We start from the raw sequence: 22,920 nt of genomic DNA, 5'->3' as shown, positions 1-22,920 counted from the left end.
CAATTCGATTTCATAGCGCAAGTCGCGAATGTCCTGAGAGTTCGCCTCCAGCAGGCTTCGGCAACTCCACTCGAACACGAAGCGCAATCATCAGGGCCGCCAGCAGCATCACCGCGCCTGCGATGATGAAGACGCCCATTACGCCGCCAAAGCCGAAGACCAACCCACCGAGCGCAGCTCCCGCGGCGATTGACGACTGCACCGCGGCGACGACCATCCCGCCTGCGGTTTCGGCTTGATCCGGAACCGCGCGTGCCACCCAATTCGACCAGGCAACCGGCACTCCGCCGAAAGCCAGGCCCCAGAGGGCGACTGCAAGGGCCAGTCCCGGCGCCTGGAGAGGAAGCGAGATCATGGCAAACGCGGCCACGGCCACCAAGGCCGGCATAAGGATCAATGTCAGGCGCAAGCTACGCTCCATCAGCCAACCCGCCACGAGTGTGCCGACGAAATTGGCGGCGCCGAAGCCCAATAGCATTAAAGCCAGGCCATCGGTGTCGATGGGTACAACGCTTTCAAGTGCCGGACGGATGTAGGTGAACAGTGCGTATTGACCTGTGTGTGCGAGCACGCATCCGAGCATACCAATAGCAATGCCAGGACGGCGGAGCAATTCCAGCACGGAGGCTGTGCGTGCCATTTTCCGAGGCGCCATGCGGGGTAGGGTGAACCATTGGAAGATCAACGTCAGCACGCCGACCGCCGCTGCCGCGTAAAAGGCACTGCGCCAGCCGAAGAGACCGCCCAAGTAGCTGCCCAGCGGAACGGAAACCACTGTTCCCACGGCGATGCCGCTGAAGATGATGGACAGCGCCCGGGGCACCCATTTCGCCGGTACCAGCCGCATGGCCACGGCAGCCGCCATGCTCCAGAACCCACCCAACGCAATGCCAAGCAGCACTCGCATCAACAACAAGACCACCAGACTCGATGACATGGCCACCAGCAAGTTGGAGGCAATCATCAGCGCGGAGAAACCGAGCAAGACGGTGCGTCGGTCAAGCGTGCGGGTAAGACCTGGCACCAAGAGCCCGGCAAACAACGCAACCACGGCGGTGACGGTCACGGCCTGTCCGGCCAGCGCTTCGGAGACGCTCAAATCCGAAGCCATCGGCGTTAGCAAACTGGCTGGAAGGTATTCAGCCGTCAGCAGGCCAAAGACCCCCATGGCCAGGGAAAAAACCGCCGTCCATGCCGGGGTCGTCGGCTCCGCTCCAGTAACGCTGCCAGGTGCGGCATCAAGCGCATTGCTAATCATCTCAAGCATCCTTGGAAAGTGTTCGTGAGACACACTCTAGGGCTGAGCGTCAGGATGATCTATGATGCTGGCTCTTAGTCTTTTGATCGAAACCCCTGACATGACTGAATCAGCACAATTCGCCCTGTCTTCTGAACTGATGAGCGAACTGCTCACGGGGATGCGACTACGCGGTGTCCAGTACCGCCGTATTCAAACGGGGCCGAGCTTTGGCTTGGGTTTCGAACACAAATCGGCCCATGCCTACTTTCATTATCTGGCGGTGGGTACGGCCATCCTGCGTACAGGTGATGACGCGATACATCACCTCTCGGCAGGTGACGCAGTATTGGTGCCGCAAGGCCATGGGCACGAACTGCTATCCGCCCTGGATGCCACGGTCCAGCCTATCGACCAACTTGATGCCGCCCCCTTGGGCGAGGCTGTCAGCGGGGTGAACACTTGTCCGAGCACACTTTCCACGCCCAGTGCGATCCTGTTCTATGGCTGCATGGAGTTCGACCTTGGCGGCATGCGGGCGTTAGGCAAGCTGATGCCGAATGTCATGGTGGCGGACACCGGTGGTCAACGTTATCCAGGGCTGGGGGCGATACTCGATTCAATCAAGCGTGAGATCTGCGCTGGACGCATCGGGTATGCCGGGATCATGGCGCGGCTTGCGGAAGTCGCTGCCTCCTTGTTCGTTCGAGGCTGGGTCGAGCAGGGTTCGGAAAGTGCGCAAGGGCTCATGGCCGCGCTGCGCGATCCGCGCCTGGCACGCTCTATCCTTGCCCTGCATCGCCAACCCGGGCGCGAGTGGACGGTGGCCGAGCTGGCGGCCGAATCCCATGTTTCGCGCTCCGTGTTCGCCCAACGGTTCCAAGCCACCATTGGCGTACCTCCATTGCGATACGCCACCGAACTGCGGATGCGGATCGCCAGCCAATGGCTGACGCAGGACAACCTGTCGATCGATGCTGTCGCACAACGCTTGGGCTATACCTCACAAGCGGCATTCAGCCGTGCATTCAAGCGCATCAATGGCCTGCCACCAGGGGCCAGTCGACAGGCACATCGAAGCAGTGAGCCCGTGGAATGAACGGCGCCAGGTAGGTCCGGCCGAACTGCAATGGCATTGACGATGACCCTGCCGCTGCTTGTTTTGCAGCCGATCGAGCTTCGCTCTGACCTGGCCGATTGTGCCTCGCAGCTTTCTCCTGATTCGATGCAACGAATGTCGCGTGGTGGCCTCATATGAAAACGAGCGGCGCCTCGGTTGGAGAGGGGCGACTGCGGTTTTTTCCATGACGGAGGTGATTGTGTCCATGACGGCAGCCGAGAAAAATCATGTCGACTGGCTGGTCGAACAATCGATGCTCAATGCTGCGAGGAAGCGCGCCAAGCTCTACTCGGGCCAGGGCCGAATGTGGCAGCAGCCCTATGCGCATACTCGGCCTCGCGACGCCTCGGCATTGGCTTCGGTGTGGTTCACCGCGTACCCGGCCTCCATCGTTACCGGCGAAAATGGCACTGTGCTTGAAGCGCTGGGGGATGAAACCTTATGGCATGCGCTGTCGAGAATCGGTATCCAGGGCATCCACAATGGCCCTTTGAAAAGGTCCGGTGGCCTTTCGGGCACTGACTACACACCTACGATTGACGGCAATTTTGACCGCATCAGTTTCGAGCTCGACCCGCAATTGGGCACCGAGGCGCAGTTGCAAGCATTGACCCGAATGGCCGCCGCGCACAATGCGGTCGTCATCGAGGATGTCATCCCGTCTCATACCGGCAAAGGCGCGGATTTTCGTTTGGCCGAAATGGCGTATGAAGATTATCCGGGGCTCTACCACATGGTGGAAATCCGCGAGGAAGATTGGCCGCTGCTGCCCGACATTGCCGAGGGGCGTGATGCGCAGAACCTCACTCCGCAGCAGGTCGACATCCTGCGGGACAAGCATTACATCGTCGGGCAGTTGCAACGGGTGATCTTCTTCGAACCAGGGGTCAAGGAAACCGATTGGAGTGCGACACCGGTGGTGATGGGCGTTGACGGTAAGCCGCGTCGTTGGGTCTACCTGCATTACTTCAAGGAAGGGCAACCTTCGCTGAACTGGCTGGACCCGACCTTTGCCGCTCAGCAGATGGTCATTGGGGACGCGCTGCATGCCATCGATGTCTCGGGGGCGAAAATCCTCCGTCTGGATGCCAACGGATTTCTTGGCGTCGAGCGCAAACTCGAGGGTACCGCCTGGTCCGAAAGCCATCCGCTATCGATCACCGGAAACCAGTTGCTCGCTGGAGCGATTCGCAAGGCCGGCGGCTTCAGTTTCCAGGAACTGAACCTGACCGTGGACGATATCGCCGCCATGTCCCACGGAGGGGCGGATCTCTCCTACGACTTCATCACCCGACCCGCCTACCAGCACGCCTTGCTGATGGGCGATGCCGAATTCCTGCGCTTGATGCTGCGGCAGATGCACACCCTCGGCATCGATCCGGGCTCGCTGATTCATGCGTTGCAGAATCATGATGAATTGACCCTGGAATTGGTGCACTTCTGGACCCTGCACGCGCACGATACTTACCTCTATCAGGGCCAGACCTTTCCCGGCAGCATCCTGCGCGAGCACATCCGCGAGCAGATGTACGAACGCCTCACTGGCGAGCATGCGCCCTACAATCTGAAATTCGTCACCAACGGCGTGTCCTGCACCACCGCGAGCATCATCACCGCAGCGCTGGGAATCCGTGATCTCGACGCCATTACAACGGCAGACATCCAACAGATTCGCCAGGTTCATCTGCTGCTGGTGATGTACAACGCCATGCAACCCGGCGTGTTCGCATTGTCTGGCTGGGACTTGGTCGGCGCATTGCCGTTGCCGGCCGAACAGGTCGAGCATCTGATGGGCGACGGCGACACGCGCTGGATTCATCGCGGTGCCTACGATCTGGTGGATCTCAACCCTGATGCGGCATTCTCGGCCGGCCAGATGCCACGTCCGAAGACCTTGTACGGCAGCTTGCCAAGCCAGTTGAAAGATCCGGACTCGTTCGTCTCGCAGTTGCGCAAAATCCTCGCTGCGCGCCGTGCCTATGACATCGCCGCCAGTCGCCAGATACTGATTCCGGACGTCGAGCATCCGGGACTGCTGATCATGGTTCACGAATTGCCGGCCGGCAAAGGTACGCAAATCACTGCGCTGAACTTCGGTTCGACCCCGATCACTGAAACCCTGCACCTGCCCAATATCGCACCGGGGCCGGTGGTCGACATCATTAATGAACGGGTCGAAGGTGACCTGACGCCTGAAGGCGAATTCACCATTACGCTGGATGCGTTCGAGGGGTTGGCGCTGCGGGTGGTGAGCAGCTCACCGATGATCTAGGGCTCGGCAGGTCGAGGTGGTTGATCGCTCAACCACCTCCCGGGGTTTCAAACGCTAGAGGCGCTCTTGTTCAATGCCGCGCCGGTTTTGCGCGCATCATGTTGTTGGGGCGTGACAACTTTGGGTGCGCGCATCAACAGTGGGCCAAAGGTCGCCAGGATAGCGAGCATGATCAGCGGGAAAAACATCAGCTTGCTCAAGCCGAAGTTACTGACGATGACGGTGATGGCGGCGGGGCCCATAAGCATTCCGGAGAAGCCGATGCAATTGACGATGCCGATGTTGCGGCCTGCATGTTTCGGGTCCCTGCGCCCCGCGGCGGAGATCATCAGGGGCGCGATGCAAGACAGACCGAGGCCGAACAATGCGAAACCGACGATGCCGGTCAAGGCGGTGCCGCCAACGAGGGTGATGATCATGCCAAGGACGCACACTGCGCCGCATCCGAACACCACCCGTGCGTTCCCAAACGCCGCGGCCAATCGATCACCGAACAGCCGTCCGACGAACGCCGCGCCGACAAAGATGGAGACTGCCATGCCGGCCATTGAGGTGCTCGTCGAGAGCTCACGACGAATGTACTCCTGACCCCAGTCGGCAATCGCATTTTCCCCCATCATGCTGCCCAGCAGCAGGACGCCCAGGCCAATCATCACCAGCAGCGTTTTGGTCGATGGTCGCTTGCCGGCCTCGTCAGGCAGGTGTGCGCTGGCTTGCCAATCGCTGGTTGACGGCAGCGGGACGTCATTTTTGCCGAGCAACCATCGACTGAAAAAACAGCCCACGATGAACAGCGCCACGCCAAGCAGGGTGTAGGGCACTTGCACGCTGTCGGTGTAGATGCCGGTCAACCAGCTGCACACCATCCCCAACAGAAAGCCGCCCAGCGAATAGAACGCGTGGAAGCCAGACATGATTGAGCGCTGGTAGAAGCGTTCGACTTGAACGCCATGGGCATTCAGGGCGGTGTCCAGTGCCCCGCGCAGGAGCCCAAGGACCACGCCGAAGCACAGCGCGAACCAGAAGCCGCTGACGAACCCCAGCGGGATGATGGAGAGTGGATAGGCGAGTGCGCATACCGTAATTACCGGCTTTGCACCAAAGTTATCCAGGAAGCGGCCCACCCATAACGCGCCTGCCGCGGAACCCACACCGATCCCGAGTGCAATCAAGCCGAAGTTCGAATCCCCCGACTCGCCGGTAAAACCCAGCTGCGCCCTGAAAACGCTTACGCCTGTCGACCAGATGTACATCATGGCGCCGATCATCATGAAACCCAGGAACGTCGCGATGCGTGCCTTGCGTATACGGCTGGGTATGGGTGTTCTTTGAAGGTTGTTCATCAGGCTGCGCCGTCCCTTTTGTTTTTGTGAGGGTGTTCGTCTGCATGAAAACGAGTCTTTATGAGTTATACGTATAACTCGGCTAAAAATAACATCGCCAGCCCACGGCTTGTCAACCAGTTTGCGATCCATGGCCAGTCTCCTGTGGAATTTGCTCCAACTTTGTGCAAAGTGAAGCAGCACTGCTTTGTGTCGGCGCATTGGCTAATCGATTATTTTAGGTTATACGTATAACTTTCATGCCTGAACGGAGAGGTTTGCGTGTCGTCTCAAGAATGGGAAATGCCTTGCGCCTCCCCGGCTATGGCGGTTTATCGGCTGACGTTCCTCATGTCGGGCCTGTGCATGGGCGCCTGGGCGCCGCTGGTTCCCTATGCTCGCACTCGGGCCGGAGTCGACGACGGTGCGTTGGGTTTGCTGTTGCTGTGCCTTGGCCTGGGCTCACTGGTGATGATGCCGCTTGCCGGTGTCCTGAACGCGAGGAAGGGCTGCCGATTTACCATGCACATCGGCATCGCATTGGTATTGCTGACGTTGCCGATGCTGGCGACGACTCATTCGTTCGCCGGCTTGATGGTCGCCTTGACCGTGTTCGGCGCTGGGTGTGGCGCGGTGGATGTGACGATGAACGTTCAAGGGGTGATGGTCGAGCGTGCCACCGGCCGATCGTTGATGTCCGGTTTCCATGGCTTGTTCAGCCTGGGTACGATTGTCAGTGCCGCAGGCATGACCGCACTGTTATGGCTCGGCGCTACGCCATTACTGGCGAGCAGCGCGGTGATGGCGGCACTGGTTGCCTTTGTCCTGACTGCCGGCCGTCAGATGCTGGGACGAAGCGGTGAGGAGGGCAGTCCGATATTTGTCAGGCCTGACCGCAAGGTTTTGCTGCTGGGCACACTCTGCCTGCTCGCCTTTCTCGCTGAAGGGGCGATTCTCGACTGGAGCGCGGTCTTTCTCACCGAGGAACGCGGGGTTGAGCACTCCATTGCCGGTCTGGGGTACGCAACGTTTGCGGTGATGATGGCCTTGGGGCGCCTGAACGGTGACCGGATTGTGCTGAAGCTGGGCTCGCGGGTAGCGCTCATCGGCGGTGGCTTGATCGTCGTCCTGGGCTTTTTGATGGTCGTACTGATCACAAACTGGTGGTTGAACCTGGTGGGGTTCGCGGTCATCGGTGCCGGCTTGGCAAACATTGCCCCGGTCTATCTGTCACTGGCCGGCGCGCAACGGGCCATGCCCGGCGAGTTGGCCATCGCCGCGGCAACCAGCCTTGGCTACCTCGGTATCTTGATGGGCCCTGCGGTCATCGGTTTTGTCGCGCACTCCACCAGCCTGTCTGTCGCACTGCTCGCTGTTGCCTCATCCATGATTGCGGTGATGATCAGTGCGACTCGACTGATACCGAAGGTTTGCGCTCAACGGTTACACTGAGCTCATGTTTTCATAACCTCCCATGAGGTTCTCAAAAAAATCGGGAAGCAAGCGATGGCATCCGTTTCAATGAAAGATGTAGCACTGGCGGCGGGGGTGTCTCAGCCTGCGGTGTCCTACGCCTACAATCGTCCCTCCAAACTGTCGCAAGCGCAGCGCGAGCATATCCTCGAGGTCGCGGCGTCCCTGGGCTATCCGGGGCCGAACGTGCTGGGGCGAAGCCTGCGCTCGGGCAAGATCGGTGCGATCGGGTTGATGATGATGGACAAATTGTCCCTGGCGTTCGCCGACCCGTGCACCATTGCCCTGTTGCGTGGGATCAGTGAAGTCGGCGAGTTGGAAAATGTCGCACTGACGTTGTTTCCCCTGAATAACAACCGGCTCGTCGGCCGGACCCAGGCAGAGAGTCACGGCAGCCTTGCCTTGCGCGGCCTGGTGGATGGTCTGATCATTTCGACACTGCCGGACGATCACCCGGCGGTATTGGCGGTGGTGAAACAGAACATTCCGTTCGTGGTGATCGATTCGCCGCTGGTGGAAGATTCTTTCTTCGTCGGGATCGACGATCGAGGCGCCGCCCAGACTCAGATGCAACATCTGCTGGACCTGGGACATCGCAAGATCGGCATCATCATCGACCGGCTCAATCCTGACGGTTATCGCGGGCCGATTGACCAGCAACGCTTCAAGAGTGCCAGTGAGCGCATCGTCAGGGAGCGTCTGACCGGGTATGTGGAAGCGGCGGGCAGGGCTGGCCTGGCATTTGAGGACCTGTGCATCATCGAGGCCGGTGGGCTGGATTCCACGTCCGGGCAAGCGGCAGCGTTTACGCTGTTGACCTCCAACGATGTCACGGCGGTCGTGGCTTGCTCGGATGTCATGGCCATCGCTTGCATGAAAACCGCACATGCGCTCAACCGTAAAGTCCCGCAAGCGCTTTCCGTGATCGGCTTTGATGATATTCCCGAGGCTGTTCAGCTTGGCTTGACCACCATTGGCCAGCCGATGGTGGAGAAGGGCCTGTATGCCGCACGGATGTTGACAGAGCAGCTGAATGCTCCGGCAGGCTCGCGACTCGAACCGGAACGGAAAATCTTTTCCACGAAACTCATCGTGCGGACTTCGACGCAGCAGGTACAGCCGACCGATGCTTGAGAGGTTGCGCCAAGGCCGCAGTGTAGAAGTACCCTGCGGCTGTTTTCAGGTGGGTTTGCCGGTCAACCCGGCAGGCGCTTGAAACTGGCTGCAACCCGCAAAGCATTGGCAGCGATGGTCAGCGCCGGATTGACCGCAGCCGAAGAGGGGAAGAATGAGCTGTCGACCACCCAGACGTTGTCCAGGTCATGCAGCTTGCAGTTCACATCCAGCACGCTTGAGGCGGGATCCTTGCCCATGACGGCGGTACCGCATTGGTGCGAGTTGGTGGCGATGCCCATCCGTGCCCTGAGAATCAAGGGATAACCTGCCTGACGCATGACTTTACTGGTTTTGCTGACCAGGCCTTCATGGGCTTTGAGGTTGTTCGGCGTCCAGAACACTTTGATCGCATCCCGTTGCCTGTCGTAGATGACCCGGTTGTCCTGTGTCGGTAGATCTTCCGAGGTCAGGTACAAGTCGACGCTATGGTCCGTAATGTACCGTGAGGCGAATTTTGGAAGCCATGGGCGCATGGCGCTGATCATCGGCTCGCGGATCTTCCCCAGCATCTGCACATTGCCAAGCGGATACGGATTTTGCGGACTGGCGCGGTACCAGTCGTTGAGGGCGAGGGTCTTTTGAAAGGTCACCTTGTTTTTGCGCCGCGGGTCTACTGCGAGCATGAACGTGCTGTTATGCACCATGTAGTTGCGACCCACTTGCCCCGAGCTATTGCCCAAGCCCTCAGGGTGATGCTCGTTCGCTGATTTGAGCAGCAGGGCGGCGGTGTTCACCGCTCCGCACGCTAGGACGAATCGTTTCGCACGAAGTGTCACGTCGCGACCACCGCTGAGCCCATGGGCCTCTGTCACCGTCCGACCGTCCGCGCCTGTTCTCAGTTGTTTGATCAGGGTACGGGTCAACAATTTGATGTTCGGGCTGCGCAGGGCCGGCCTCAAGGCGCTGACTTCAGCATCGGCCTTGGCGTCCACCAGGCAAGGATATCCATCGCAGGTCGAACACAATACACAATCACCGCCGTCGCCATAATCCACGGCCGCAGGCATCACGAACGGCTTGAGCCCTGAACGGCGCATGCTTTGCTCCAGTGGCACCAGCGCCGGGTCATGTTTGAGCGCAGGCTGGGGAAAAGGGCCCGAGCGCCAGGGGTCGCTGGGGTCCGAGCCCGCCGAGCCGTGAACCCGATAGAGTTTTTCGGCTTCGGCGTACCAGGGTTCCAGGTCGGCGTAACGGATGGGCCATGCCGGGGACACGCCTTCGGCATGCTGAATTTCGGCAAAATCCTCTTCACGGAACCGGGGCAGCATGGCGCCATAGAATTTGGTGTTGCCACCCACGTAATAAAAGACCCCGGGGGAAAAGGGCTGGTTGGATTTATCCAGCCACTGCTCGGCATTGCGATAGCGGCCTTCGGCGAACACCGATTCGGCGCTCCAGTTCTGTATTTCACGGGGCAGGAAATCTCCCCGTTCGACGATAACGATGTCCAGCCCGCTATCGCGCAGGGCATGGGCAAAGGTCGAACCGCCCATGCCCGAGCCAATGATCACTACGTCACAGTTGATATTGCCATCTGCATCAGGTGTCACCACGTCGAGGGCGCGCTGATGGCGCGGCGCCCCCGGTTGTGGATTCAGCTTTGCATGATGCGAAATCAATGCATCACTCATTTAAGCCGCTCCAGGTTTTACAGGTGTTGTTCGGAGTTCCGGATTTGCCAGTACTCGTCCTGACGTTCGTCGGTGATGTACTCAGGAATCGGGAAGTCCCACCAGCCTGGGACCCAAGGGCCTGCGGCGTCGCGATCGGTCGGGATTTCGATCAGCACCGGCACGTTCAGGTCCAGGGCTTCCTGAAGGGTCGGCTCGAGATCCTCAGGGCGCTCCACACGATAGGATTTCAGGCCGAAGGCTTCGCCGACGGCTTTGAAATCCGGGCTGTAGGGCGTGCCGTCCGGATGGTTGAACTCGGTGCCGATATGGCGGCTGGTTTGCTTGCGCTGGCCACCACGGATCGACATGTACCCGGCGTTGTTCTGGATCATGAACACAACAGGGATGTTGTTGGTCACGCAGATCGCAATTTCCTGGGAGGTCATCAGGAAATCGCCGTCGCCCAGGATGCATACAACCGGTTGGTTCGGCGCCGCTAGCTTGGCCCCGATAGCCGCCGGGACGGCCCAGCCCATGGAAGAGAATCCGCCAGAGGTCAGGTGGGTGCGCGGGGTATAGACAGGAAAGGTCTGTTTGACTGCCCCTTGGGTGTTGCCGGACCCGACCACCACGATGGTGTCACGGGGGAAAACCTTGCGCAGCGCGCCCAACGGACGTTGAGAGGTAAACGGGAAACGGTCGGAGTCACGGCGGCCGGCCAGTTTGGTTTCCCATTCCTCTTGATAGCCGCGCAGGTCGCTCATGTACGCCTGGCGATCCACCGTCTGGCCTTTCAAGCCTTCCACGATATGGGCCAGCGCGTACTTGGCGTCGGCACAAATGCCCACGGTCACCGGGTAGTTCTTGCCGATCTCGTGCGGGTCGATGTCGATGTGGATCAATTTCGATGGCGGAATTGCAAAGGTCACACCCTTGGCATAGCTGGAGGACGACCAGTCGGTAAAGCGGCAACCCACAGCGATAATGACATCGGCGGTGGAGGCCACTTTGTTGCCGCACATCGTGCCGGTTTGACCGACGCTGCCGGCGAACAGCGGATGATCCTCCGGGAAGCCGCTTTTACCGTTCCAGGTCGTGACCACGGGTATTTTCCAGGCTTCGGCCAGGGCAAGCACTTCGGCGCTTGCCTCACCCGTGATGACGCCGCCGCCGATCACCAGCACCGGGCGTTTGCACGCCTTCAATTCCTCAACCGCGCGGGCCGTAGCCGCCGGGTCCGGGAAACACTTGCCGATGGGGGTGCGTTCTTCCAGGGTGTGCAGGGTCACGTCAGCCGCTTCGGCCTGAACGTCCATCGGTATTTCAAGATGAACCGGACCCGGGCGACCAGTGACCATCGCGCTCCAGGCACGGTGCATCATGAAGGGTAGCTCTTCGACGCGGGTGGCGACCCAGTGGCGCTTGGTGACAGCCTCGGCGATTTTGGGGAAGTCGTTGTCGGTATAGCGTTCCAGCTCTTGCAACAAGCCATGGCCGCGCATGTGCGTGGGTGGCCCGCCGGTGATCAGCATCAGGCTGGTGGAGTCGGTGAAGGCCGTGGCCATGCCGATCACGGTGTTGGCGGCGCCGGCACCGATGGAAGTGACGGCGGCCATCGGCTTGCCAGACACCCGGTAGTAACCATCCGCGAGATGAACCGCACTCTGTTCGTGGAAGACCTGGATGAATTTGAGTTTCGAGTCTTCTTCGAGGAAGGCGTCGGTGAGGGTCCAGATCCCGTGGCCCGGGATGCCAGCGACGTATTCGACGCCGTAGTTTTTCAGGGTTTGGGCCACGATCTGGCTGCCGGTCAATTTAGTCATGACAGGACTCCTTGGGTTGATGGAAGTGCGGTGGATACGGTGGATTTACCGGTGCTTGCCGTGCGCCCACGGGTTGCCCAGTTCAGGCCCTGTTTGGTCAGGCGGCGGATGTTCGGGTCGGCCAGATTGCTGGTGTCGTGTCCGATCGAGTGATAGAACACTCGGCCTTCGCCCCACTGACGAACCCAGGCGACCGGGCTGCGATGGCCCTTGATCCAGGGGAATGGGTTGCCGTCGAACGTGGTTTCGGCCAGCACATGAATGTTCGGGTCAACCTGCATGTAGTACTGCTCGGACCGAACCTCGAAATCCTCGACGCCCTGCGTGACCTCATGGGTGCGATCAATGATGTTGACCTGGTAAGGATGGGGAAACCCTTCGCCCATCGGGTGCTCAAGAAACGAGCCGCCCAGTACCCAGTGGTACTTGAGGCTGGCGCGAAATGCCGCGCCGGCACCGTGCCAACCCACCAGCCCGGTGCCGCTTTCGATCGCTTCGAGCAGGCGGTTCTCCTGTGAAGCGGTTAGCGTTTCCGTGGTGACCGCATTGTTCCAGCCGATCACGATCAGGTCGTAACCGGTCAAGTCCCTGTCCAATGTGAAGATGTCGGTCGACTCTTCAACGTCGAAATCCAGCTCCTGGAAAACGGTCCGTGCCCATGCCGCGATTTCGTAGGGGAAATGGCCGGGCCAGCCACCGTACAGATACAAGACTCGACTCACGGTTGATCACCTCTTTAGGTTGGGTGTGATTATTAAGTTATACGTATAACCGCTTATTTAAGCTATCACTCAAAACCGAGGTGTCAATCCCTTGATCGCTTTTTTAATGTGCAAGCCTAAAGATTGCTTGTGGTTAAGACGTGCATCGACGATTCAGCAAGGCTTCCGGGCGAATTCGCTCGGGAGATTTTTTATGATAGGAGGTTATACGAATAACAGCGTGGCCGTGCTAGAGCGGTCAGCGCTTGCACGAGTGCTTCAGCATTGCGTCTATCCTGCGTCAGATCGCGTCATCAATAGGTAGGCTGCGAAATTGCCCGGGGCAGGGGGGTAGGAAAAGATGGATGCCAGTGCGAGTGCATGCCGCGTGCATCAAGAACTACCTGGAGCAAATTGATGATTCGTTATCTGAAAAAAAGTAAGCCTGTCGAAGCTCAAGCCGAAATCGCTGCCCAAGTCCGCGATACGGTCGAGCAGATCATCGCCAATGTCGCCAAGAACGGAGACGTCGCCGTTCGGGAATACTCGAAGCAGTTCGATAAGTGGGACCCGGTCTCTTTCCGTCTGAGCGATGAAGAAGTCGCCGCGTGTGTGGCAAGTCTGTCGGAGCAGGAAATCGGTGACATCACCTTTGCCCAGGCGCAAGTCCGCCGCTTTGCCGAAGTGCAAAAAGCCTCGATGCATGATGTGGAAGTCGAAACCCTGCCGGGCGTGATCCTGGGCCATCGCAATATTCCGGTGAACTCCGTGGCCTGCTACATCCCCGGTGGAAAATACCCGCTGCTGGCGTCGGCGCACATGAGTGTGCTGACCGCCAAGGTGGCGGGGGTGAAACGCGTGGTCGCCGCGGCGCCGCCGTTTGACGGCAAGCCGCATCCGGCCATCGTGACGGCCATGTACCTGGCGGGTGCGGATGAGATTTATTGCGTTGGCGGTGTACAAGCGATCTCCGCGTTTGCACTGGGGACCGACACCTTCAAGCCGGTCGACATGATCGTCGGGCCAGGCAATGCGTTTGTTGCGGAAGCCAAGCGTCAACTGTTCGGTAAGATCGGCATCGACTTGATCGCCGGCCCGACCGAAACCCTGGTGATTGCCGATGACAGCAGCGATGTGGAAATCATTGCCGCCGACTTGCTCGGCCAGGCTGAACATGGCGTCAACTCCCCAGCCGTATTCTTGACCAACAGCCCGGAACTGGCAGAAACCCTGCCGGCGGAAATCGAGCGTCAGTTGGCCATTTTGCCCACTGCCCCCGTCGCCTCGGTCGCCTGGCGTGACTATGGTGAAATCATTCTTTGCGACACCGTGGACGAGATGGTCCAGGAGGCCGACCGGATTGCTTCCGAACACGTGCAAGTCATGACCCGCGACCCGCTCTATTTCCTTGAGCACATGACCAACTACGGCGCGCTGTTTCTCGGAGAGCGGACCAACGTCTCCTATGGCGACAAGGTGATCGGCACCAACCACACCCTGCCTACCACCGGCACCGCGCGTTATACCGGCGGGCTGTGGGTGGGCAAGTTCATCAAGACCTGCACCTATCAACGCGTCCTGACGGATGAGGCCTCGGTGCTGGTCGGTGAATACTGCTCGCGTCTGTGCGGTATGGAAGGTTTCGCCGGGCACAAGGAACAGGCCGATATCCGCATTCGTCGTTACAAGCAATCCGCCTGAGGGCGGCCAGTCAGTTATTGCACTTGGCGAGCGGACAGCGAGGAAGGGGTCGTTTCTCGGTGTAGCTGGTCACGCTTACCGTCTTTCCAAGTGTTTTCAGGCTCCCCATTCGGGGAGCTTTTTTTTGAGCCGTGGAAAAAACGCTTGTTCCAGGCTTGAATCAGAGGAGCGGTGCGATGGGTAGCTTATCGATCAAAACGAGAATTACGCTGGCCGCCGGAGGGTGTCTGTTTGCGATGGTGCTCTGTCTGGTGGGTTTTTCGATCCATCAGATGCGCGATACATCGGCCATGGTCAGTCAGTCCAGCACGGAATCGTTGTCTCTGGCGTCCATGCGGTACCTGGAGGCGACGGGGTCTCTGCAGGCCAGTGGCATCGAGCAGCGATTTCGTAGCAGCATGATGTTCACCCGTTCCCTGGCGACCCAGATTGTCATGATGCGCCGTCAGGCCCGTCAAAATGGCTTGGCGCCGATGCAGCTGCGTGGCGATCTGTACCGGCTGATACGCGCCCAGGTCGCGACTACGCCGGAGATACTCGGGGTCGGCGTCTCATTCGAGCCCAATGCACTGGACGGTGCCGACGCGAGCGCTATCAACGGCGCCGACTTCTCCGGCAATGCCGTCGGCCGCTTCGGGGTGTACGTGTCTTCGATGCAAAACTTCATCCTCGAAGAGAAGGAAATGCAGGATGACGGGGATCCTGCAAAAGAATGGTGGAACTGTCCGAAGAAAACCCGCAAGCCTTGCCTGATCGAGCCGTATTCCTTCCTGCTGAACGATGTACCCACCCTGACCTCCAGCATCGCGATACCGTTGATGGACGGCGGAAAACTCATCGGCGTGGTCAGTATCGATCTGCCGTTGAGCAGCTTGCAAAACATTGCGCAAAAAGCCAGTGCATCGCTCTTCGAGGGGCAAGGACAATTGACCTTTGTCAGCGCTGGCGGTGCTGTCATGGGCCGGAGCGGCGATCCCGCCTCGTTGGGGAAAACCATCAAGGATATTTTCCCGCAACAGGCGGCGGATATGTTCGAGGGGGCGAAGTCGGGCAAAGTCCTGGCAATCGATAGGGCCGGTGACACTCGCGTCATGCTTGTCGTGCCATTTTCACCCATCCCCAATTCGAACCATTGGATGACCGTCATAGAAGTGCCGCGCGCCACGTTGATGGCCTCGGTTGCGGCGTTGCAGCAAGTCCTGGAGCAATCGAATCGGACGTCGGTGATGGTGCAGGTGGCCACCGGGATTGGCGTCACCGTGGCGGGGATATTGCTGATGGGGTGGTTGGCGGTGAGTGTCACCCGGCCCATCCGCCGGGTGTCCGCGATGCTGGAAAACATCGCCAACGGCGAGGGCGATCTGACCCAGCGACTGAGCGCCGAGCGCCGCGATGAAATGGGCGTGCTGGTGGGTGGGTTCAATCGCTTCCTCGATAAGCTGCAGCCCATCATTGCCCAAGTCAGCCAGAGCGTCCTGGACACGCGCTCCACCGCTGACCAGGCGTCTTCGATCGCCAGCCAGACCAGCAGTGGCATGCAGCAGCAACTGCTGGAAGTCGAACAAGTCGCGACGGCCGCTCATGAAATGAGCGCAACCTCCCAAGAGGTGGCGCGAAGTGCGTCCATGGCGGCGACTGCCGCGCGAAATGGTGATGCCGCTGTGCGCTCTTGCAAAAGCACCATCGAGACCGCTGCGCATTCCATCCAGTCGTTGGCGGCGCACATGAGCGGCGCCATGAACGGGGTGCGCCAACTCGCCGACAGCAGTGAGGAAATTGGCAGTGTGCTCGATGTGATCCGCACCATTGCCCAGCAGACCAATCTGTTGGCGCTGAATGCCGCGATCGAGGCGGCAAGGGCTGGAGAGACCGGGCGGGGCTTTGCCGTAGTGGCCGACGAGGTTCGCCATCTGGCCCAGCGCACCCAGGACTCCGTGAGTGAAATCCAGGGTGTCATCGAGAGCCTACAGAGCGGCACACGCGAGGTGGTGAATGCCATGCAGAGCCAGCATCGCCAGGCCAATGCCAGTGCCGAGCAAGCCCTGGAGGCTGTCGACGCGTTGGCCAATGTCAGCCAAAGCATCGAGATCATGACGGGCATGAACCTGCAAATTGCCAGTGCGGCCGAAGAGCAGAGCGCAGTGTCCGAAGAGGTGAACCGTAACGTTTCGGCCATCAGGGATGTAACGGGTGAGTTGGTGGGGCAGGCGGATCGATCGGCCCGGATCAGCCACTCCTTGAACGATCTTGCGAACCAGCAACAGAGGCTGATGAATAACTTCAAGGTCTAGGGAAACTGAAAGGCGCTGCGATTGCTGATCAAAAAAAACGCCGGATCATGGGCTTGTTCAAAAGCGCATGATCCGGCGTCGACGTTACGGTTGAACCCGGTGCTGAGTTGGCAGCGGTGGTTGTTCCCGCTCCATCGCCCGTCAGGCTGGAATCACCACGAAGCTCTCTGGTTTGCAGGTGAGCGCGACCTCGGCTCCGGGTGGCAGGGCATGGCTGCCCGGGGTAGGCAGTTGTTGGCACTTGAGGTCCAGGGTGCCGCCGGCCACCGCCACGCGGTAAATGACGCGGTTACCGATGAACGATGTGTCTTTGACTTTTCCGGCGAATGCCCCGTCGGCCAACGACGTGCCTTGAGCGGCTTCAAGGCCGATGGTTTCGGGACGGATCGACACATTGACCGGCCCGGCCCCCAGGTTGTTGCCGGCCGCGTGCGCGTAGCGACCGAATGGCAGGTCAACATAGCCGTTGCGGGTGTCGCCCAACCCATAGGTGCCGGCGACGATGTTGGTGTCACCGAAAAACTTCGCGGCGAACAACGTGCGCGGCGACCAATACATCTCTTGTGGCCCACCGATCTGCTCGATGCCGCCCTTGTTCAACAGCACGACACGGTCGGACAGGATCATCGCCTCGTCCTGGTCGTGGGTCACATACACGAAGGTGGTCGATGTCTCTTCGTGGATTCGCTTGATCTCGTTAAGCATGTGGTGGCGAATCTTCAAGTCCAGTGCCGCCAACGGCTCGTCGAGCAGCAACACGGCGGGACGATTCACCAATGCCCGGGCCAGCGCGACGCGTTGTGCCTGGCCGCCACTGAGCTCGGAGATCCAGCGATTCTTGAAACCTTCCAGTTGAACCAGTTCGAGTGCCTTGGTCACTTCACGCTTGATTTCATCCTTGGGTTTTTTCTTCAGGCGCAGCCCGAAAGCCACGTTGTCGAAAACATCAAGGTGAGGAAACAGCGCGTACTTCTGGAACACCATGTTGACGGGGCGGTGTTCAGGCGCCAGGGACGTGGAGTCCTTGCCATCGATCACGACTTTGCCGGTGGTGGGCTCTTCGAAGCCCGCGATGATGCGCATCAGTGTGGTCTTGCCGCAGCCGCTTGGGCCCAACAAAGTGAGGATTTCGTTGCGTTTTACGGTCAGGTCGACTTTGCCAAGGGCGGTCAGGTTGCCGTAGCTCTTGGAGATTCCGGTCAGTTCAATGCTATTGGTCATGGCGATTACTCTGCAGTTTCAGCACGTTCAAGTTCGAGACGACGACGGCGCAAGGTCATGACCAAGCCGGCGGTGACGATGATGGCGATGGTCACGACCAGCATGAATACCGAGGCGGCATTGATGGTGGGGCTGACGGCGCGACGCATCATCGAAAGAATCATGAGTGGCAGCGTGGTATCGCTGCCGGTGACGAAAACGGTGATCAGGAATTCGTCCATCGAAAGCGCGACCGCGAGGATCGCGGCGCCCGCAATGGTCGGCCCGATGATGGGCAGCGTCACCAGCCAGAACGCCTTGAGTGGGCTGGCGCCCAGGTCTCGCGCCGCTTCCTCGAACGACAGATCGAAGTACTCCAGGCGTGAACGCACGGACTCGACGAAGAATGGGAAAGTGAACAGCGTATGGCCGATCACGACGGTCAGCAGCGAGCGGGGCAAGCCGATCAACGAGAAGAAAATCACCAGCGCGATCCCCAGGAACAGACCGGGGAGGGCGATTGGGGCGAAGTTCATGAAGGCAAAGGCAGACTTGACCCGACCTTTCATGCGCATCAACGCCAGTGCTGAGAACGTGCCCAGCAGCGTGGTGAGCATGGCCGAACCCGCGGCGACGATCGCGCTATTGGTCAAGGCGGTCATGAAGTCCGAACTGCTGAACAGCGCCTCATACCATTGGGTGGAGAAGCCTTCGAACGGGAACGACAGCGAGGCTGACGAATGAAAGCTGAACAACGCGATGATCGCGATGGGCGCGTAGAGGAAAAGCATGTAAACGTAAGTGAATAGTCTGATCATGGCGGTCACCTTGCATTTTTATTGGCGGTGTTCAGTCGTGGTAGCGTTTGCCCGGCGCCAGGTTGGCGGCTCGCAACACGCCCAGCAGCAGCCCATACACCAACATGAAGACCACCAGCAGCAGGTACGCCATCGCCGCTCCCAGCGGCCAGTTGCCGACCGAACGGAACTGGTTGGCGATCACCAGGCCGGTGGTCATGGCGTCCCTGCCGCCCAGCATCTGGGGGGTGACGTAATCACTGGCAGCGAGGACGAAGGTGAACATGAACGAGCTGACGATGCTCTTGTGCGCCATCGGCATGATCACTCGCCACAAAATAGTGGTACCGCTGGCGCCCAGGTCCGCGGCGGCTTCCAGGTAATCCTTCTTGATATCGCGCAAGCCCGATACCAGCAGCAGAAGGGTGAAGGGCAGCATGATGTGGACCAGGGTCAACACCACCGAAAACTTGCTGAACACCAGCCAGTCCAGGGGCGTATCGACCAGCCCGAGGTGCAGCAGCGTGGAATTGATCACGCCGTTGGTGCCCAGGATCGAGCGCCATGCGTAGACCCGCACCAGATAGCTGGAGAACCACGAGATCAGGGCCAGGTACAGCACGGCGTTGGAGCGCGTCCGATAAACAATGTAATAGGCGACCGGGGCGCTGATGATCGTTGATAGCACCGCGGTCCAGAAACCGTTTTGCAGGGCGATCCACAACGAATCGTAGAACCCATTGGCACTGAGGGCTTTTGCATAGTTGGCCAGCGTTGCGGCAGGCTCCATGCTGAAGGGTCTGGCGGTCCAGAAACTCGCGACGAGCAGCAGCGCCGAAGGAATCAGGAAGAACACCACCAGGAAGAACATCGGGGGGGATGCGAGCAAGTACCCACCCAGGATTTTCTTGTCGATTTTCACCGGCTTACCCACCTTCGAATCCCTGGCATCGAGAAGGATGGGCTCGCTGTTGTTGACTACGTTCATGATGATTGTGCCTTTGCTTTTTGTTTCGATAACGAGAGCGTCCTGGCGAGCGCATACACGCTAGACGAGTGCTCTTCTGAACCTTGCGAACGGCGTCGACAGGCCACGAAGCGCCATCGAACAGAGAAGCGCGTGATCGCAAACACGCACTTCGGGTAAGCGTCCGTTCAAGCAGGTCTTTGAGTCGGACGAATTGATCCCAGCCCTAGAACGAGCCTTTGAAATTCGCCCACTGATCGATCCATTCGGCATACGTCACATACTTATCGGAGCTCAGAGGTGGCTGGCCGTAGAGTTTCGACTTCTCAAAAAAACTGTCCAGATTCGCGTAGTCAAAGGTGTTTCGAAGGTCTGTCGGAAGCAGTGGCACGGCTTTCGTGTTGACCACGCCGGAGAACATGGTGGTCGCCATTTTGGCCTGGGTTTGCGCTTCGAGCGTCTTGTCGATGAACTCCAGTGCCAGCGGTATGTCCTTGGCCGTTTTCGGGATGAACAGCGCATCGCACCAAAGGGCCGCGCCTTCTTTGGGGACCGACAAAGCGGTTTCCACGCCACGCTTTTTGGTCTCGCTCGGCGTGTTGGCTGACGCTGAGAACACCGCATCCACTTCGCCTGACACCAGCAGAGAAACCGCGTCCCCCGAAGAGGCGGCAAAAACCCGGCATTGATCACGGTACGGCTTGAGTTTCTCGAACGCGTCGTCGAACTCGGCGCGCGTCAGGTTGGGAAATTTGTCGCCATAGCCGGCAATGATCGCGATGAGCGACCAATTCGATGTCCCGTCATCGACGAAGGTCAGCTTGCCCTTCAATTTCGGGTCGAGCAGATCTTTGTATTCAGCAGGTTTCTTGACCGCTTTCGGGTTGTAGATGATGGTGTTCATGCCCCACAGCAGGGGCACGCCCCATTGCTTGCCATCCCAGTACCAGCGGCTGCCTTTGTAGAACAGCGGGAGGATATTTTCCGCTGAGTAGTTGGGGATCCTCGAGGTGTCGATCTCCTTGAGCAACCCCATTTCCTGGTAGATGGTCTCGTAGCCCAACGCGTACATGGTCAAGTCAAGCTGCACGGGATCGGAGCCGGCCAAGCGGGCCGTAATGTCGTCCTGGTTGCTGGCATAGCTGGAACGGACGGTAATGCCACGCTGCTTGCGCCATTCGGCCAGTTCGGCGTCACCGGTTTCACCTTCCCAGCCAAGGATTTCCAGGTGCCCACCCGCGGCGGCAAATGCGCTGGGCATGAACGAGCCCATGTACAACCCGGCGGCGGAGGCGGCAGCCCCTAGCAAAAATGTGCGGCGCTTCAAGCTGATCGAATCCAGATCAATGCCGGTGAGTCCATAACCCGTCTCTGTGTCTTTTTTCATTTCGAGTTCCTGCCTGGGTGGTTTTTGTGAAAACGATTGGGCGACTTGCAGTGGCTCTGGCCCGGCTGGTTCTCCGGGCAGATCCTTTTGTATGCAGTCCTGTAGATCGGCAGTGTTATGGCCAGCATTGTTTCCATGAGCTGGGGAGGTTGGCGGTGCTGACATGCCCGTTGAGAACATCGCGCACTGGGTCTCCACTGGTCCGATTGACTCTTCCTTGGCTGGGCGGCGCCGCTTTACTGAAGGTTGCAGGTAAAGGCTTGAAGCGGCGCGCCCAGCGCTTGATAGGCTCGGCTTGTTGTTTTCATGGATCGAGTATCGGCCTGGCAGGCAGGGCACTCAATTTCGCAGCGCCTATAAAAGCGACGCACTATGACGCATCGAAGTGACCTAATCGGCGCAGCTGACGTGCCATGACACGTATGCTTCTTGAGCAGGCGAGGGATGCGGGGCATCTGCGTCAACGTGCGTCTCTTTTGCCCGCGGTGCGAAATTGAGCGGTGCCAGGTGTGGGCGAATACTCCCGTGGCGATCCTGAAAAGGGCGGAGGTGCATTCGCCCTTCACGCCTGCGCTTGATTGATTGGAGTGTCTTGTGAAACTCACGGGTGGGCAGATTGTTGCGAAAGCGCTGAAAGCGAATGGTGTCGACTATGTGGCCGGCATACCGGGTGACGGCTCATGGTCCCTGGTAGAAGCGCTGCTGACAGCCGGCACGGATGTCCCTTTCATTCAAGTCATGCTGGAGCCAAGCGGTGTTCATCTTGCCGACGGATATTTTCGCGCCTGCGGTCGGCCGATGGCTGTTTTGCTGGCGGGCCCGCTGGGTATTTCGACGGCGCTGGGTGCAATCGCCGATGCGTCGGCGCAATCATCAGCCATGCTGGTCATCAGCGCAGACGACGCTAAGTGCGATGATGACAGGCTGGTAACCGCCTCCGGCGGCGTCACGAAAGAACACCGGCGCGTCTCGCAGATCGAACAGTTGCCGCAGGCCCTGCGTCAGTCCTTCGATACGATGTTCAGTGGACGCGTAGGTCCGGCCAGTCTGAATATCCCGGCGGCCGTCCAGGACGTTTCGATTGACGTCAGCCTGGCACCCGCCACCTTGCGCGCCAACAGCGAAGTACCGCGGGCAGGTTCACGGCTGAACATAGTCGCTTTGCCTCAGGGGGCGGCGGCGGGCGGGCTCGACGACAGCGCCAGTGACGTCTCGCCCTTGACGGTCCACAGGCCTTTGGCTGCGTTGCGCTCGATCCTGGAGGAGGAGGCCATCCTGGTGGTCGGTGCCGGACCCCTTCAGGCCATCGCCCGCCAGGTGTTTCCCCTCTACCATCCGGGCACCCGCCTGTGCGCCGCCAATGTCGGCGCACAGGGTTGGGCGGTGCCCGCGGCGATTGGCGCGAAGCTCGCCATGCCGGCGCGCCAGGTGGTGTGCGCCGTGGGCGGTGGCGATTTCTTGCAGTCGATGCAGGAAATGGCCGTGTGCGTGATGCACAGCATTCCCGTGGTATTCCTGGTGTTCAACAACAGTGGCGGGGTGTCAGTGGGCGACGTGCAAACCCCTGCGCTGGAGCAGCACCGTACCGGTGAGTTCAACCTGCCGGATGGCAAACCTTATTCGCCCGACTTCGCCGGTATTGCCAGGAATTTTGGCCTTGATGCCTGGCGGGTGGAGCACGCCTCGCAACTCGATTCGACGTTTACCAGGGCGCTCAATAGCAAGGGGCCGTCGTTGGTGGAGGTGATGATTGCACGGGATTCTCGTGCGAATAACGACGCATGCGGGAACCATGGCTGACCTGTTGCAGGACGGCCTCACATCAAAACTTCTGAAGAGG

At 59.4% G+C, this 22,920-nt stretch carries 16 protein-coding genes and 1 pseudogene; 8 read left to right on the top strand and 9 right to left on the bottom strand.

Annotation, left to right across the window (positions count from 1 at the left end; genetic code table 11):
• Positions 1–10: 10 nt before the first annotated feature.
• The gene (locus LOY70_RS17840) at positions 11–1,258 is read right to left on the bottom strand and encodes an MFS transporter (RefSeq protein WP_265028703.1); all 1,248 of its coding nucleotides are present in this window, start codon (positions 1,256–1,258) and stop codon (positions 11–13) included.
• 100 nt (positions 1,259–1,358) lie between these two features.
• Here LOY70_RS17840 and LOY70_RS17835 point away from each other — a divergent pair, with 100 nt between their 5' ends.
• Together LOY70_RS17835 and treS are read left to right on the top strand one after the other, a co-directional pair.
• On the top strand, positions 1,359–2,336 hold the full coding sequence (locus tag LOY70_RS17835) for an AraC family transcriptional regulator (protein ID WP_265028702.1): 978 nt from the start codon (positions 1,359–1,361) through the stop codon (positions 2,334–2,336).
• Between the two features lie 226 nt (positions 2,337–2,562).
• Positions 2,563–4,629: a maltose alpha-D-glucosyltransferase gene (gene treS / locus LOY70_RS17830; protein ID WP_265038108.1), complete on the top strand. Its 2,067-nt coding sequence runs from the start codon at positions 2,563–2,565 to the stop codon at positions 4,627–4,629.
• Between the two features lie 47 nt (positions 4,630–4,676).
• On the opposite strand, the gene LOY70_RS17825 is transcribed toward treS, so the two are convergent.
• Positions 4,677–5,972, bottom strand: a complete 1,296-nt coding sequence (locus LOY70_RS17825) for an MFS transporter (protein ID WP_320110204.1) — start codon at positions 5,970–5,972, stop codon at positions 4,677–4,679.
• 303 nt (positions 5,973–6,275) lie between these two features.
• Between LOY70_RS17825 and LOY70_RS17820 the strand changes: the two genes are divergently transcribed.
• Both LOY70_RS17820 and LOY70_RS17815 read left to right on the top strand, forming a co-directional pair.
• Positions 6,276–7,403 (top strand): MFS transporter, encoded by a 1,128-nt coding sequence (locus tag LOY70_RS17820; RefSeq protein WP_256572656.1) that lies wholly within the window; start codon positions 6,276–6,278, stop codon positions 7,401–7,403.
• 54 nt (positions 7,404–7,457) lie between these two features.
• The gene (locus tag LOY70_RS17815) at positions 7,458–8,558 is read left to right on the top strand and encodes a LacI family DNA-binding transcriptional regulator (protein WP_320110186.1); all 1,101 of its coding nucleotides are present in this window, start codon (positions 7,458–7,460) and stop codon (positions 8,556–8,558) included.
• Positions 8,559–8,620: 62 nt separating this feature from the next.
• Here LOY70_RS17815 and LOY70_RS17810 read toward each other — a convergent pair whose 3' ends face one another.
• Genes LOY70_RS17810 through LOY70_RS17800 form a run of 3 tightly spaced genes read right to left on the bottom strand, consistent with a single transcriptional unit; the run spans position 8,621 to position 12,758 of the window.
• Entirely contained in the window at positions 8,621–10,231 is a 1,611-nt protein-coding gene (locus LOY70_RS17810) for a GMC oxidoreductase (RefSeq protein WP_265028699.1), read from the bottom strand.
• A 17-nt stretch (positions 10,232–10,248) separates the two neighbouring features.
• Positions 10,249–12,036 (bottom strand): thiamine pyrophosphate-binding protein, encoded by a 1,788-nt coding sequence (locus LOY70_RS17805; RefSeq protein WP_265028698.1) that lies wholly within the window; start codon positions 12,034–12,036, stop codon positions 10,249–10,251.
• Positions 12,033–12,758: a ThuA domain-containing protein gene (locus LOY70_RS17800; RefSeq protein WP_265028697.1), complete on the bottom strand. Its 726-nt coding sequence runs from the start codon at positions 12,756–12,758 to the stop codon at positions 12,033–12,035. The genes LOY70_RS17805 and LOY70_RS17800 overlap by 4 nt, the downstream gene beginning before the upstream one ends.
• Positions 12,759–13,154: 396 nt before the next feature.
• Between LOY70_RS17800 and hisD the strand changes: the two genes are divergently transcribed.
• The 3 genes and pseudogenes from hisD to LOY70_RS30225 all read left to right on the top strand — a co-directional run bounded on the left by hisD (position 13,155) and on the right by LOY70_RS30225 (position 16,729).
• Positions 13,155–14,438, top strand: a complete 1,284-nt coding sequence (hisD, locus tag LOY70_RS17795) for a histidinol dehydrogenase (protein ID WP_265028696.1) — start codon at positions 13,155–13,157, stop codon at positions 14,436–14,438.
• A gap of 176 nt (positions 14,439–14,614) precedes the next feature.
• Positions 14,615–15,871, top strand: a pseudogene (locus LOY70_RS30230) (HAMP domain-containing protein); the annotation flags it as partial.
• A 102-nt stretch (positions 15,872–15,973) separates the two neighbouring features.
• Positions 15,974–16,729 carry a methyl-accepting chemotaxis protein gene (locus tag LOY70_RS30225; protein ID WP_413776654.1) on the top strand — a complete coding sequence of 252 codons (756 nt, stop codon included), beginning with the start codon at positions 15,974–15,976 and terminating at the stop codon, positions 16,727–16,729.
• Between the two features lie 141 nt (positions 16,730–16,870).
• Here the strand turns inward: LOY70_RS30225 and LOY70_RS17785 are convergent, their stop codons facing one another.
• The 4 genes from LOY70_RS17785 to LOY70_RS17770 all read right to left on the bottom strand — a co-directional run bounded on the left by LOY70_RS17785 (position 16,871) and on the right by LOY70_RS17770 (position 21,260).
• The gene (locus LOY70_RS17785; protein ID WP_265028694.1) at positions 16,871–17,950 is read right to left on the bottom strand and encodes an ABC transporter ATP-binding protein; all 1,080 of its coding nucleotides are present in this window, start codon (positions 17,948–17,950) and stop codon (positions 16,871–16,873) included.
• Positions 17,951–17,955: 5 nt separating this feature from the next.
• Positions 17,956–18,747: an ABC transporter permease gene (locus LOY70_RS17780; RefSeq protein ID WP_092147976.1), complete on the bottom strand. Its 792-nt coding sequence runs from the start codon at positions 18,745–18,747 to the stop codon at positions 17,956–17,958.
• Between the two features lie 31 nt (positions 18,748–18,778).
• Positions 18,779–19,714 carry an ABC transporter permease gene (locus tag LOY70_RS17775; protein ID WP_265028693.1) on the bottom strand — a complete coding sequence of 312 codons (936 nt, stop codon included), beginning with the start codon at positions 19,712–19,714 and terminating at the stop codon, positions 18,779–18,781.
• Positions 19,715–19,919: 205 nt separating this feature from the next.
• Positions 19,920–21,260 (bottom strand): ABC transporter substrate-binding protein, encoded by a 1,341-nt coding sequence (locus tag LOY70_RS17770; protein ID WP_265028692.1) that lies wholly within the window; start codon positions 21,258–21,260, stop codon positions 19,920–19,922.
• A gap of 414 nt (positions 21,261–21,674) precedes the next feature.
• Between LOY70_RS17770 and LOY70_RS17765 the strand changes: the two genes are divergently transcribed.
• A complete protein-coding gene (locus LOY70_RS17765; protein WP_265028691.1) occupies positions 21,675–22,880 on the top strand; it encodes a thiamine pyrophosphate-dependent enzyme in 1,206 nt (401 codons plus the stop codon).
• The last annotated feature ends 40 nt before the right edge of the window (positions 22,881–22,920 follow it).

Source organism: Pseudomonas sp. B21-054, assembly GCF_026016345.1.
Classification (GTDB): Bacteria; Pseudomonadota; Gammaproteobacteria; order Pseudomonadales; family Pseudomonadaceae; genus Aquipseudomonas.
Note: the sequence above shows the minus strand (reverse complement) of the source record. Positions and strands in the feature narration are given on the sequence as shown.